Source organism: Variovorax sp. ISS6 (assembly GCF_056523145.1).
Map to the genome: position 1 here is coordinate 2,913,661 of NZ_JAWRZC010000001.1, position 13,723 is coordinate 2,927,383.

Sequence of the window (13,723 nt, forward strand, 5' to 3'; positions counted from 1 at the left end):
CATGCCCAGAAAAATCACTTTCCTGCTGGCACTGGCCGTCACGCTGGCGCTGCCGCTTTTCATGCGCTCGGGCTCGCTCGCGAGCGAGGTGCTGATCTACGCGCTCGCCGCGCTCGGCTGCAACCTGCTCTTGGGCTACACGGGCCTGCTGTCCTTCGGCCAGGGCATCTTCTTCGGCCTGGGCAGCTACACCATCGCGATCCTGCTCACGCGGCTCGCGCTGCCGATGTCGCTGGCGCTGCTCGCGGCCATCGGCATGGGCGCGCTCGGCGCGGCCTTGGTCGGCTGGGTCGCGATCCGCCAGCGCGGCACCTACTTCGTGATGCTCACGCTGGCCTTCGCGCAGATGTTCTATTTCGTGGCCTACACGGCCTCGGGCCTGACCGGTGGCGACAACGGCCTGCTCGACGTGCCGCGCCCGGCCTTCATGGACACGCCGTGGAAGTACTACGCCTTCGTGGCCGTGATGTTCCTGATCGCTTTCGGCCTGCTGCTGCGCGTGACCGACTCGGTGTTCGGCCGCACGCTGCTGGCGATCCGCGACAACGGCGACCGCGCCGCCGCGGTGGGCTACGACCTGCGGCGCTTCAAGCTGCTGGCCTTCGTGATCTCGGGCGCCGTCACCGGCCTCGCGGGCGGGCTGCACGCCATGATGACCGGCATCGCGCCGCTGTCGAACGCCGAGTACCACACGAGCGAGATGATCCTGGTCATCACCGTGATCGGCGGCACCGGCAACCTGTTCGCCTCGGTGCTGGGGTCGGCCTTCTACGTGCTGCTGGCCGACTGGCTCTCCACGCTGTGGCCGCGCTGGCTGCTGCTGCTGGGGCTGCTGCTGATCGGCGTGAGCATCGGCATGCAGCGCGGCCTCTGGGGGCTGGGCGAGAGCGCCTGGCGACGCATCTTCGGGAAGGGCGCGCAAGGCGCCGGCGCCACCGCCGCGCAGGGAGAGAAAGCATGAGCGACGTCCTCATCGAAGCCGTCGGCGTCACCAAGCACTACGGCAAGTTCGCCGCGCTCGGCGGCGTCGACTTGAAGATCCGCCGCAACACGGTGCACTCGGTGATCGGCCCGAACGGCGCGGGCAAGACCACGCTGTTCCACATGCTCACGGGCACCGGCACCACCACCGGCGGGCGCATCCTGTTCGACGGCCACGACGTGACGCGCGAGCCCGACCACCGCCGCGTGCAGCGCGGCATGGCGCGCTCGTTCCAGGTCACGAGCCTGTTCGGCAGCCTCGCGGTGCGCGAGAACCTGCGCGTGGCGGCGCAGGGCATTGCGCCGCGCCAGGCCATGAACTGCTGGCGCGCGCCGGTCGGCGAGATGGCCTGCAAGGCGATCGTGGAAGAGGTACTGCAGCGCGTGGGCCTCGAGCGCTTCGCCCACGTGCCGGCGGCCGAGCTCTCGCATGGCCAGCAGCGGCGGCTCGAGGTCGGCATGGCGCTGGCCGCGCGGCCGAAGGCGATCTTTCTCGACGAGCCGACCTCGGGCATGGGCATCGACGACCTCGACGACATGAAGCAGCTGATCCGCGGCCTGCGCGAGGAGCACACCGTGGTGCTGATCGAACACAACATGAACATCGTGATGGACATCTCCGACACCGTGACCGTGATGCAGCTGGGCCGCGTGCTGGCCGAGGGGCTGCCGGGCGACATCCGCGCCGATGCGCGCGTGCGCAGCGCCTACCTCGGCAACATGATCACGGGAGGCAAGGCATGAGCACCAGCCACATCCTCGAGGTCGAGGGCCTGCACGCGCACTACGGCAAGAGCCACGTGCTGCAGGGCGTGTCGCTGCGCGTGGGCGAGGCCGAGCTGGTGACGCTTTTGGGCCGCAACGGCGCGGGCAAGTCGACCACGCTCAAGAGCATCGCGGGCGCGGTCACGCCCACGGCCGGGCGCGTGCGCTTCCAGGGCGCCGACATCGCGGGCCAGCCCGCGCACCGCATCGCCGCGCGCGGCGTCTGCCTGGTGCCCGAGCACCGCGGCATCTTCAAGCTGCTGACGGTCGAGGAGAACCTGCTGCTCGGCCAACGGCGCGAGTCGCCGTGGCAGCTCGACGACATCTACCGCATCTTTCCGCGCCTGAAGGAGCGGCGCCGCAACGGCGGCGGCCAGCTCTCGGGCGGCGAGCAGCAGATGCTGGCCATCGGCCGCGCGCTGATGAACCACCCGCGCCTCCTGATCCTCGACGAGCCGGTCGAGGGCCTGGCGCCGGTGATCGTCGAGGAGATCGTCGCGCAGCTCCAGACCATCAAGGCCGCGGGCGTCGCGATCCTGCTGGTGGAACAGAACCTCGAGGTCTGCGTGCAACTCGCCGATCGCCACTACATCGTCGAGCAGGGCCGGATCGTGCACGAGGCCGGCAATGCCGCCTTCATGGCCGACCACGACGTGAAAGACCGCTACCTGGGCGTGGGCCTCGCCTGAGGCGCACCCATCGATTCAGAGAAAACCATGACACCACACACCGAACTGCGTATCGACGGCCAGCGCCTCTGGCGCTCGCTGATGGAACTGGCGCGCCTGGGCGCCACCGAGAAGGGCGGCGTCTGCCGCATCGCGCTGACAGAACTCGACCGCCAGGGCCGCGACCTGTTCGTGCGCTGGGCGCGCGAGGCGGGCTGCGAGGTGCGCGTCGACGCCATCGGCAACATCTTCGCGCGCCGCGCCGGCCGCAACGCCGCGCTGCCGCCGGTCACCACCGGCAGCCACATCGACACCCAGCCCACGGGCGGCAAGTTCGACGGCAACTACGGCGTGCTGGCCGGACTGGAAGTGATCCGCTGCCTCAACGACGCGGGCGTGCAGACCGAGGCGCCGATCGAGGTGGCCGTGTGGACCAACGAGGAGGGCTCGCGCTTCGTGCCCGTGATGATGGGCTCGGGCGTGTTCGCCGATGCCTTCACGCTCGAGCATGCGCTCGCGCAGCGCGACACCGAGGGCGTGAGCGTGGCCGAGGCGCTCGCGGCCATCGGCTACGCGGGCAGCGTGCCGGCCTCGGCGGCTTCGTCGCCGGTCGGCGCCTACTTCGAGGCGCACATCGAGCAGGGGCCGGTGCTCGAGGCCCACGAGCGCGTGATCGGCGTGGTCGAGGGCGCGCTGGGCCAGCGCTGGTACGACGTGGTGCTGCAGGGCATGGAGGCCCATGCCGGTCCCACGCCGATGGAGCTGCGCAAGGACGCGCTGCTCGCGGCCGCCGAACTGGTGACCGAGGTCAACCGCATCGCGCTGGCCCATGCGCCGCACGGGCGCGGCACGGTCGGCTGGATCGACGCCTATCCGAACTCGCGCAACGTGATCCCGGGCCGCGTGAAGCTCAGCGTGGACCTGCGCGCGGCCGACGACGTGGTGCTGTCGGCGATGGACGCCGCGCTCAAGGCCGCGGTGCAACGCATCGCGGGCACGTCGAAGGTGGAGGCGACGCTCGAGCAGGTCGTGTACTTCCCGCCGCAGCCCTTCACGCCGGCGCTGGTGTCGGCGGTGCGCGAGGCGGCCGAGGCGCAGGGCCTGGGCTGGATGAACGTGATCAGCGGCGCGGGCCACGATGCGGTGTACCTGGCGCGCGTGTGCCCCGCGGCGATGATCTTCGTGCCCTGCCGCGACGGCATCAGCCACAACGAGATCGAGGACGCGCAGCCCGATCATCTCGAGGCCGGCTGCAATGTGTTGCTGCAGGCGATGCTCCGCAGCGCCGGGGTGGCCGCATGAAGGTGCTGATCGCGCGTCTCAACCACGAGACCAACACCTTCTCGCCCGTGCCCACGCCGCTCGCGGCCTTCGGGCCCGACGGCCCGACCTTCGGCGCGCAGGCCTACCGCGACAACAAGGGCATGCGCACCGCGATGTCGGCCTTCATCGACCTGGCCGAGGCGGCCGGCGCCGAGCTGGTCACGCCGGTGTCGGCCTCGGCCAACCCGAGCGGGCCGGTCGATGCGCGTGCCTACGACGAGCTCACGCAACGCATCGTCGATGCGGCGCCGGGCTGCGACGCGATCCTGCTCGACCTGCATGGCGCGATGGTGGCCCACAACAGCGCGGACGGCGAGGGCGACCTGCTGGTGCGGCTGCGCGCGGCCGCGCCCGGCGTGCCGATCGGCGTGGCGCTCGACCTGCATGCCAACGTCACGCCCGCGATGGTGGAGAACGCCGACGTGATCGTCGGCTTCAAGACCTATCCGCACGTCGACATGTACGAGACCGGTGAACACGCGGGCCGGCTGCTGCTCGACCTGCTGGCGGGGCGCGGGCGGCCCGCGATGCGCTGGCATTCGCTGCCGCTGATGGCCCACACGCTGCGCAGCGCCTCCTACACCGGCGCGATGCAGCACGCCATCGACGCCGCGCGCGCGGCCGAGGCCTCGGGCGAATCGCTCGCGGTGTCGATCCTCGCGGGCTTCTCGCTGTCGGACATCGAGGCGCCGTGCATGAGCGTGATCGTGGTCGACGCGCAGTCGGGCGAGCGCGCGCAGGCCACGGCCGACCGCATCGCGGCGCAGATGTGGAACGAGCGCGAGGCCTTCGTCTACGACAGCGAGCCGCTGGCCGACTCGGTCGCGCGCGCGAAGCAGCTGGCCGAAGGCGCCGAGCGTCCGGTGCTGCTGCTCGACCATGGCGACAACTGCATGTCGGGCGGCAGCTGCGACACCATGGACGTGCTGCAGGAGGCGCTGGCCCAGGGGCTCGAGGGCATCGGCGTCGGGCCGCTGTGCGATCCCGAGGCGGTGGCCGAACTGGTCGCGGCGGGCGAGGGCGCAACTGCGACGGTGGCGCTGGGCAACAAGGTCTCGCTGGCCGGCATCGGCCGCGAGAGCGCGCCGGTCCGGCTCACGGGCATCGTGCGCACGATCTGCGACGGTGAGTACGTCATCACCGGCCCGACCTACACCGGCCAGCGCGCCAGCATGGGCCGCACGGTGCTGTTCGACATCGGCGCCGCGCGCATCGTGGTCACCGAGCGCACGCAGGAGCCGTGGGACATCGGCGTGTTCGCATGCACGGGGCTCGATCCGCGCCGCGAGCGCTTCCTGCTGCTGAAGTCGCGCATGTACTGCCGGCCGGTGTTCGAGCCGCTCGCGGCCGCGCTGGTGGAGTGCGACAGCCGCGGCGTGACCAGTTCGGACTACGGACTGTTCCCGTTCGGCAAGGTGCGGCGGCCGGTGTTTCCGCTCGACCCGATCTGAAGGCTTTCATGACCTCCCACGTCATGGACCCCGAGCGCCGCTGAAACGACCATTCCTTCACCCCGCAACGTCGCGGGATTCAACGAAAGGAATCGTCGCCATGAACACCGCCGCCCACGACCCCGCCGCCATCGCCCAGGGCTATATCGCCGTCTGGAACGAGACCGATCCCGCGCGCCGCGCCGCGCTGCTCGAAGCCGGCTGGTCGGCCGACGCGCAGTACGTCGACCCGCTCATGCAGGGCAGCGGCCATGCGCAGATCAGCGCGCTGGTCGGCGCCGTGCACCAGCGCTACCCGGGCTTCCGCTTCAACCTGCTGGGCAAGGCCGACGCGCACGGCGACCATGTGCGCTTCTCGTGGACGCTCGGGCCGAGCGGCGCCGAGGACCTGATCCAGGGCACCGACTTCGTGCGGCTGGACGCGGGCAAGCTGCGCTCGGTGACCGGCTTTCTCGACAAGGTGCCGGTCGGCGCCTGAGTCAGTCCGCGGTGCCGGTGCCGCGCCCGCGCCAGAGCTTGCGGTAGACGGTGGCGCGGCTGATGCCCAGCGCGCGCGCCGCCTCGGCCACGTTGCCGCGGGCATCGGCCACGGCCTTGCGGATCAGCGCGGTTTCCACGTCGCGCAGCCGCGGTCGCGGCTCGGGCGCGGCGGCGCCGTTGCTGCTGCCGTCGCCGCGCTGGGGCCGCACCTGCACCCGCAGGCCCGACCACAGCGGCACCTCGAGCACCGCGTCGCCGCGTCGCGCGGCATCGAACAGCATGTCGAGCGGCAGCGCGAACAGGTCGTTGCAATGCAGGCCGCCCTGGCTGCGCGCCAGCGGCTGGTGCAGCATTTGCCGCGCCGCAGCATTGGCGCCCGTGACGTTGCCGCCGCCGTCGATGCACAGCAGGCCCTCGGCCGCCTCGCTGGTGGCGCAGCCGGGCCAGGCCAGGCGCAGCAGCATCGCACAGGGCGCGCGCAGCACCAGCGCGTTCTCGATGCTGCGCGCCGACAGGGTCGCGAGGTGGCGCAGCTCGGGCCGCTCGGCCACCTGCACGCCGGTCAGGTCGAGCATGCCGATGCAGTCGCCCTGGGGACCGAACAGCGGCGCGCCGGCGCAGCTGTAGACGCTGGTGTCGTCGAAGAAATGCTCGCCGCCGTGCAGCCAGACCGACTCCTGCTCGGCCAGCGCGGTGCCGATCGCGCTGGTGCCGATGGCGCGCTCCGACAGGTCGACGCCGATGCGCCCGATGTTGCGCGCATAGCGGCTCGCGTCGTCGGTGCCGTCGGGCAGCACGCCGAGGTCGACCACGATGCCCTCGGCATCGGTGAGCACGGCGAAATAGCGGGTGTCGGCGATGGCGCGCGACAGGCGTTCGATCACCGGACGCGCGGCCGACACCAGGGCGCGGTTGCGCTCCATCACCTCGCGCTGGACGCCGCGGCTCACGGGCTCGAAGCTCACGCGCTGCTGCGGCTGCTGGCCGGCCTCGATGCAGCGCTGCCACGAGCGGGCGATCCAGGGTTCGATGCGGCTGCCGGGCGGAACGCGGAGATCGGCGGCATCGCCATGGATCAGGGCCTGTCGGGCCTGGGCGATGGCCAGCGAGCGCTCGGGTGTCGGCAGGGCGTTGGAAGCGAGCATCTTGTTTGCGGGGCGCGTGGGACGCCCGTTTTGGGGACCTGCCGAACGGCAAGCTGTTTCATTTTGAGAATTTCAGGCCCCCGGCGCAAGCGTCGAGGGTTTTGCCTAGGATAGTGCAGGGGGTCGGCATCCAAGATGCCCACGGGGCCCGCCCATGCCGCCACGCCGCAGCGTGGGTGCGGGCCTGTCAGCCATCACCCTTCACGGAGACAGCCACATGCAGGTAGCCCTCAAGGTCAACGGCCGCTCGGTCACCGTCGACGCGCCACCCAACACCCTCCTCGTGCACGCGATCCGCGAGCACCTCCACCTCACCGGCACCCACGTCGGCTGCGACACCGCCCAGTGCGGCGCCTGCACCGTCCACGTCGACGGCCGCGCCGTCAAATCGTGCAACATCCTGGCGGCCCAGGTGGCCGGCGCCGAGATCACCACCATCGAGGGCGTGGCCCAGCCCGACGGCACCATGCACCCGATGCAGGCCGCGTTCAAGGAATGCCACGGCCTGCAATGCGGCTTCTGTACCCCGGGGATGGTCATGAGCGCCATCGACCTGTGCACCCACCACCCCAAGTCGAGCGAATCCGAGATCCGCGAGCTGCTCGACGGCAACCTGTGCCGCTGTACCGGCTACCAGAACATCGTCAAGGCCGTGCAGATGGGCGGCGAGGCCATGGCCTCGGGCAAGCCGGTTCCGGTCCAGGCCACGGCCGCGGCCTGAGGAGAGCGACATGGGTGCCTCCGACTTCGCGAACCTGCCGCACATCGGCAACGCGCTGCGGCGCAAGGAAGACTACCGGTTCCTGACCGGTGCGGGCAACTACACCGACGACATCACGCTGGCGAACCAGTCGCACGCGGTGTTCGTCCGCTCCCCGCACGCGCATGCGCGCATCGTCTCGGTCGACATCGCCGACGCGCTCACGATGCCCGGCGTGGTCGGCATCTTCAGCGGCAAGGACATCGAGGGCAAGATGGGCGGGCTGCCCTGCGGCTGGCTGATCAACAACCCCGACGGCACGCCGATGAAGGAGCCGATGCACCCGATCCTCGCGATCAACAAGGTGCGCTATGTCGGCGACCATGTCGCGATGGTGGTGGCCGAGACGGTCGAGCAGGCGAAGAACGCCGCCGAGGCCGTGGTGGTCGAGTACGAGGTGCTGCCCGCATTGGTCGGCGTGGCCGACGCGGCGAAGAAGGCCGGCGGCGTCACGATCCACGACGAGGCGCCCGACAACCAGTGCTACAAGTGGGCGCTGGGCGACAAGGCGGCGGTCGATGCCGCCTTCGCGGGCGCCGCGCACGTCACGAAGCTCGATCTGGTCAACAACCGGCTGATCCCCAACCCGATCGAGCCGCGCGTGGCCATCGGCAGCTACAGCCGCGGCACCGACGACTACACGCTCTACGTCTCGAACCAGAACCCGCACGTCGAGCGGCTGCTGATGACGGCCTTCGTGCTGGGCCTGCCCGAGCACAAGGTGCGCGTGATCGCGCCCGACGTGGGCGGCGGCTTCGGCTCGAAGATCTTCCTCTACGCCGAGGACGTGTGCCTGACCTGGGCCGCCAAGCAGCTCAACCGCAACATCAAGTGGACGGCCGAGCGCTCGGAATGCTTCCTGTCGGACGCGCACGGCCGCGACCACGTGAGCCATGCCGAGATGGCGATGGACAGTCAAGGCAAGTTCCTCGCGATGCGGGTCCACACCGATGCCAACCTCGGCGCCTACCTGTCGACCTTCTCGACCGCGGTGCCGACCATCCTCTACGCCACTCTGCTCGCGGGCCAGTACACCACGCCGCAGATCTACGTCGAGGTCGATGCCTGGTTCACCAACACGGCACCGGTCGACGCGTACCGCGGCGCCGGCCGGCCCGAGGCCACCTACCTGCTCGAGCGGCTGGTCTCGCGCTGCGCCTGGGAAATGAACCTGGGCCAGGACGAGATCCGCCAGCGCAACTTCATCACCGCCTTCCCGTACCAGACGCCGGTGGCGCTGCAGTACGACACCGGCGACTTCCATGCCTGCATGGACAAGGCGCGCAAGCTGGCCGAGGTCGAGGGCTATGCCCAGCGCAAGTCGGCCAGCGAGGCGGCCGGCAAGCTGCGCGGCATCGGCTACTCGAGCTACATCGAGGCCTGCGGCATCGCGCCATCGAACATCGCGGGCGCGCTCGGCGCGCGCGCGGGCCTGTTCGAGTGTGGCGAGATCCGCGTGCACCCGACCGGCAGCGTGACCGTGTTCACCGGCTCGCACAGCCATGGCCAGGGCCACGAGACCACCTTCGCGCAGGTGGTGGCGGCGCGCCTGGGCATCGCGGTCGAGGCGGTCGACGTGGTGCACGGCGACACCGGCCGCGTGCCCTTCGGCATGGGCACCTACGGCTCGCGCTCGATCTCGGTCGGCGGCGCGGCCATCATGAAGGCGCTCGACAAGATCGAGGCCAAGGCCAAGAAGATCGCCGCGCACCTGATGGAGGCGAGCGACGCCGACATCGAGTTCGCCAACGGCGAGTTCACGGTCAAGGGCACCGACAAGAAGATCCCGTTCGGCCAGGTGGCGCTGACGGCCTACGTGCCGCACAACTACCCGCTCGACAAGCTCGAGCCGGGCCTCAACGAGACCGCCTTCTACGACCCGACCAACTTCACCTTCCCGGGCGGCACCTACATCTGCGAGGTCGAGATCGACAAGCAGACGGGCGAGGTGCGCGTGGACCGTTTCACCGCGGTGGACGACTTCGGCACCATCATCAATCCGATGATCGTCGAGGGCCAGGTGCACGGCGGGCTGGTGCAGGGCATCGGCCAGGCGCTGCTCGAGAACTGCGTCTACGACAACGAGACCGGCCAGCTGCTCACCGGCAGCTTCATGGACTACGCCATGCCGCGCGCCGCCGAGTTCCCGCAGTTCAAGCTCGACACCGTCTGCACGCCCTGCACCCACAACCCGCTGGGCACCAAGGGCTGCGGCGAGGCGGGCGCGATCGGCTCGCCGCCGGCGGTCATCAACGCCGTGCTCGACGCGCTGGCACCGCTGGGCGTGAAGGACTTCGACATGCCGGCCTCGTCGAGCCGCGTCTGGGAAGCGATGCAGAAGGCAGGCGCTGCCGCCTGATCACCCCCCATATCTATAAATAAAGAAGGAACCACCCCATGTACGCCTTCACGTTCGAACGGCCCGCGGCCCTGGCCGACGCCGTCAAGCTGGCCGAAGCCGGCGGCAAGCCCCTGGCGGGCGGCCAGACCCTGCTGGCCTCGATGAAGCTGCGCCTGTCGGCGCCCGAGCAGCTCGTCGACCTCGGCGGCATCAAGGAACTCACCGGCATCCGGAAGGATGGCGATGCCCTCGTCATCGGTGCCATGTCGCGCCACCTCGACGTGGCCAACAACGCCGAGGTGAAGGCCGCCTTCCCGGCGCTGGCCGACCTGGCCTCGCGCATCGGCGACCGGCAGGTGCGCGCGATGGGCACCATCGGCGGCTCGGTGGCCAACAACGATCCGGCCGCCTGCTATCCGAGCGCGGTGCTGGCAACGGGCGCGACCGTGGTCACCACGAAGCGCGAGATCGCGGCCGACGACTTCTTCCAGGGCCTGTTCACCACGGCGCTCGAAGAGGGCGAGCTGATCACCGCGATCCGCTTTCCGATCCCGAAGCGCGCGGTCTACGAGAAGCTGCGCCAGAAGGCCTCGCATTTCCCGCTGGTCGGCGTGTTCCTCGCGCAGTACGACAGCGGCGTGCGCGTGGCCATCACCGGCGCGGGCAACGGCGTGTTCCGGCACGCGGGGCTCGAGGATGCGCTCAACAAGAGCTTCACCGCCGCGGCCGCGGCGGGCGTGAAGATCGACGCCAGCGAACTCAACACCGACCTGCACGCCACGGCCGCCTACCGCGCCAACCTGATCAACGTGCTGACGCAGCGCGCGGTGACGAAGGCGCTGGGCTGACGAAGACGGGCTGACCGATCGCGGGAGCGGCGCGAAGCACGCCTTCGCGCGGCTTTCGCGTCCTTCTTGCGTTGCGATGTCCGCAGCGCCGGCCGTGCATTACCCTAGGCCATGACCTTCGAGACCATCGACTCCCTCACCGACGGCCTGCTGCGCGCCGGCTACTACGCCGACCGCCGGCTCGCGACCGCCGTGTTCCTCGCGCTGAAGCTGCAGCGTCCGCTGCTGCTCGAGGGCGAGCCCGGCGTGGGCAAGACCGAACTCGCGAAGGCGCTGGCGAAGGCGCTGCAGCGCGAGCTGCTGCGGCTGCAGTGCTACGACGGCCTCGAGCAGCGCGAGGCGCTCTACGAGTGGAACTACGCGGCGCAGCTGCTGCACATGCGCGCGGTCGAGGCCTCGGGCGCGGTGCGCGACGTCGAGGCCGAGGTCTACCAGCCGCACTACCTGATCCGCCGCCCGCTGCTGCAGGCGCTGCAGGCGCCGGCACCGGGCGCGGTGCTGCTGATCGACGAGGTCGACCGCGCCGACGAGCCCTTCGAGGCCTTCCTGCTCGAGTACCTCGGCGAGTACCAGGTCAGCATTCCCGAGCTCGGCACCATCCGCGCCGAGGTGGCGCCGGTCACCATCCTCACGAGCAACCGCACGCGCGAACTCAACGACGCCGTGAAGCGGCGCTGCCTCTACCACTGGCTCGACTATCCCGAGCGCGAGCGCGAACTGGCCATCGTGCGCGCCCAGGTGCCGGGCGTGGGCGAGAAGCTGTCGGCGCAGGTGGCCGACTTCGCTGCCCGCCTGCGTAGCGCGCCCTTCGTCAACGCCTTCCAGCGCGCGCCCGGCATTGCCGAGAGCGTGGAGTGGGCGCGGGCGCTGATCGCGCTCGACACGGTCGAGCTCGATCCCGAGGTGGTGTCCGACACCGCCGGCATCCTGTTCAAGCAGCGCGACGACGTGGCGGCGCTGACCCGCGAGCTGGCGAGCGAGCTGCTGAAGCCGGAACCGGAGCAGGCCGGCGCTTGAGATGAAGCCGCCATGCAGCAACTAGGCGACGCCCGCACCGGCAAGCTGGCCGGCAACATCGCCGCCTTCGGCCGGGCGCTGCGCCGCGCGGGCGTGCGCACCGACGCCGCGCGCATCGCGCTGGCCGAGGAGGCCGCCACACTGGTCGGCGTGGAGCGCAAGCTCGACCTCAGTGCCGCGCTCGAGGCCGTGATGGTCGGCCGCGAGCAGGACCGGCTGGTGTTCCGCGAGCTGTTCGACGCCTGGTTCCGCGACCCCGAGCTCGCCAACAAGCTGCTCGCGCAGATGCTGCCGAGCGCCGAGGGCAAGGCCGAGCCCTCGAAGCGCCGGCCGCGCGTGCGCGAGGCGCTGGCCGCGCCGCGCGATCCGCACAAACCGCCGCTGGCTGCGCTGCCCGACAAGGAGGTCGAGTTCGACGCCGCCATGACCGCGAGCGATCGCCAGCGGCTGCACCATGCCGACTTCAATGCGCTGGGCGCGGCCGAGTACCGGCTGGTCGAGCGGCTCGCGCGCGACATCTCGCTGCCGGTGCCGCGGCTGCCCACGCGGCGCCTGCGCCCGGCCGGCGAGAGCGGCCGCCATGCGCGCATGCACTGGCCCGGCGTGCTGCACGAGGCGGCGCGCACCGGCGGTGAGATGCTGCGCCTGCCGCGGCTGGCGCGGCGCGAACAGCCGCTGCCGCTCTTGGTGCTGGTCGACGTCTCGGGCTCGATGGAGCGCTATGCGCGGCTGCTGCTGGCCTTCCTGCACGCGGCCACGCGGCGCGCGGGCCGGCGCGACGTGTTCGCCTTCGGCACCGGGCTGACCGACCTCACGCCGGCCTTCCGGCTGGCCGACACCGACGACATGCTGGGCGCGGCCAGCCTCGCGATCGACGATTTCGCGGGCGGCACGCGGCTCGGCAGCTCGCTGGCCGAGCTGCGCCAGCGCCATGCGCGCCGGCTGACCGGCCGCCGCACGCTGGTGCTGGTCATCAGCGACGGGCTCGACACCGGCGAGCCGGCCCAGCTCGCGCAGGAACTGCAGTGGCTGAAACGCCATTCGCGCCGGCTGCTGTGGCTCAACCCGCTGCTGCGCTTCGAGGGCTACGCCCCTTTGGCGCGTGGGGCCGGCGTGCTGCACCGCCATGCGGACGCGATGCTCGCGGTTCACAATCTCAGCGCGCTCGAACAGCTGGCCGCGAGTCTCGCGGCACTGATGCGGTCGGGGCGCTAGCCGCCTTCGGGCCGCGGGACAGGATCACAAGAAGGAAAGACCACCATGGAAATGCTCGGTAACCGCCGGCTCGCCATCACCCAGCAACAGGCCTGGGAGGCGCTCAACGACCCGGAAACGCTCAAGAAGTGCATTCCCGGCTGCGACAAGTTCGAGCTGACGGGCGAGAACACCTACAGCGTGGGCCTCGCGGTCAAGATCGGCCCGGTGTCGGCCAAGTTCAGCGGCAAGGTGATGCTGTCGGACATCGTCGCGCCCGACGGCTACAAGCTCACCTTCGAAGGGCAGGGCGGCGTGGCCGGCTTCGCCAAGGGCTCGTCGAGCGTGACCTTGCGGCCGCTGGCCGATGCCGCGCCGGCCGCGCCCGCGGATGCGCCCGTGGCCGAGGGCGCCGAGCCGGCCCCGGCCCTCGCCCCCGCCGGCTGCGAGCTCGACTACACCGTGCAGGCCCAGGTCGGCGGCAAGATCGCCCAGCTCGGCCAGCGCCTGATCGACGGCGCGGCCAAGTCCACGGCCGACGATTTCTTCAAGCGCTTCGAAGCCGAGATGCAAAGCCGCTACGGCCCGCCGCCGGCCGCGGCGCCCGAGAACGCGGAGGCGCCGGCCGAGAAGACCGGCGCGGTGGCCGGCTTCATGAAGAAGATCGGCCTCGGCAAGAAATCGGACAAGGACGCCGAGCCCGGTGCAGGCGGCGAAGCCGGCGGCGGCTGAGACGGCCGATAGGCGCCG

Annotated in this window: 13 protein-coding genes; 12 read left to right on the forward strand and 1 reads right to left on the reverse strand. The window is 70.7% G+C overall.

Annotated features, from left to right (window positions below):
* Position 1 precedes the first annotated feature (1 nt).
* From AC1HIL_RS13255 to AC1HIL_RS13280, 6 genes are all read left to right on the forward strand, one after another.
* Entirely contained in the window at positions 2 to 961 is a 960-nt protein-coding gene (locus AC1HIL_RS13255) for a branched-chain amino acid ABC transporter permease (protein ID WP_479671954.1), read from the forward strand.
* The gene (locus AC1HIL_RS13260; RefSeq protein WP_413764143.1) at positions 958 to 1,725 is read left to right on the forward strand and encodes an ABC transporter ATP-binding protein; all 768 of its coding nucleotides are present in this window, start codon (positions 958 to 960) and stop codon (positions 1,723 to 1,725) included. The genes AC1HIL_RS13255 and AC1HIL_RS13260 overlap by 4 nt, the downstream gene beginning before the upstream one ends.
* Positions 1,722 to 2,435 carry an ABC transporter ATP-binding protein gene (locus AC1HIL_RS13265; RefSeq protein WP_057589573.1) on the forward strand — a complete coding sequence of 238 codons (714 nt, stop codon included), beginning with the start codon at positions 1,722 to 1,724 and terminating at the stop codon, positions 2,433 to 2,435. The genes AC1HIL_RS13260 and AC1HIL_RS13265 overlap by 4 nt, the downstream gene beginning before the upstream one ends.
* Before the next feature lie 27 nt (positions 2,436 to 2,462).
* On the forward strand, positions 2,463 to 3,716 hold the full coding sequence (locus AC1HIL_RS13270; RefSeq protein WP_413764142.1) for a Zn-dependent hydrolase: 1,254 nt from the start codon (positions 2,463 to 2,465) through the stop codon (positions 3,714 to 3,716).
* The gene (locus AC1HIL_RS13275; RefSeq protein WP_479671955.1) at positions 3,713 to 5,188 is read left to right on the forward strand and encodes a M81 family metallopeptidase; all 1,476 of its coding nucleotides are present in this window, start codon (positions 3,713 to 3,715) and stop codon (positions 5,186 to 5,188) included. Before AC1HIL_RS13270 ends, AC1HIL_RS13275 begins: the two co-directional genes overlap by 4 nt.
* Before the next feature lie 100 nt (positions 5,189 to 5,288).
* Positions 5,289 to 5,666, forward strand: coding sequence for a nuclear transport factor 2 family protein (locus AC1HIL_RS13280; protein ID WP_057589576.1), 378 nt, complete (start codon positions 5,289 to 5,291; stop codon positions 5,664 to 5,666).
* 1 nt (position 5,667) lies between these two features.
* Here the strand turns inward: AC1HIL_RS13280 and AC1HIL_RS13285 are convergent, their stop codons facing one another.
* Positions 5,668 to 6,813: a helix-turn-helix domain-containing protein gene (locus AC1HIL_RS13285; RefSeq protein WP_479671956.1), complete on the reverse strand. Its 1,146-nt coding sequence runs from the start codon at positions 6,811 to 6,813 to the stop codon at positions 5,668 to 5,670.
* Between the two features lie 217 nt (positions 6,814 to 7,030).
* On the opposite strand from AC1HIL_RS13285, the gene AC1HIL_RS13290 reads away from it, so the two are divergent.
* From AC1HIL_RS13290 to AC1HIL_RS13315, 6 genes are all read left to right on the forward strand, one after another.
* Positions 7,031 to 7,534 (forward strand): (2Fe-2S)-binding protein, encoded by a 504-nt coding sequence (locus AC1HIL_RS13290; RefSeq protein WP_057589578.1) that lies wholly within the window; start codon positions 7,031 to 7,033, stop codon positions 7,532 to 7,534.
* Positions 7,535 to 7,544: 10 nt separating this feature from the next.
* Positions 7,545 to 9,932: a xanthine dehydrogenase family protein molybdopterin-binding subunit gene (locus tag AC1HIL_RS13295; protein WP_422097717.1), complete on the forward strand. Its 2,388-nt coding sequence runs from the start codon at positions 7,545 to 7,547 to the stop codon at positions 9,930 to 9,932.
* A gap of 38 nt (positions 9,933 to 9,970) precedes the next feature.
* Entirely contained in the window at positions 9,971 to 10,762 is a 792-nt protein-coding gene (locus AC1HIL_RS13300; protein WP_479671957.1) for an FAD binding domain-containing protein, read from the forward strand.
* A gap of 111 nt (positions 10,763 to 10,873) precedes the next feature.
* A complete protein-coding gene (locus AC1HIL_RS13305; RefSeq protein WP_203205054.1) occupies positions 10,874 to 11,779 on the forward strand; it encodes an AAA family ATPase in 906 nt (301 codons plus the stop codon).
* Positions 11,780 to 11,791: 12 nt separating this feature from the next.
* Positions 11,792 to 12,994, forward strand: a complete 1,203-nt coding sequence (locus AC1HIL_RS13310; protein WP_479671958.1) for a vWA domain-containing protein — start codon at positions 11,792 to 11,794, stop codon at positions 12,992 to 12,994.
* A gap of 45 nt (positions 12,995 to 13,039) precedes the next feature.
* Positions 13,040 to 13,705 carry a CoxG family protein gene (locus tag AC1HIL_RS13315; RefSeq protein ID WP_479671959.1) on the forward strand — a complete coding sequence of 222 codons (666 nt, stop codon included), beginning with the start codon at positions 13,040 to 13,042 and terminating at the stop codon, positions 13,703 to 13,705.
* Positions 13,706 to 13,723: the final 18 nt, after the last annotated feature.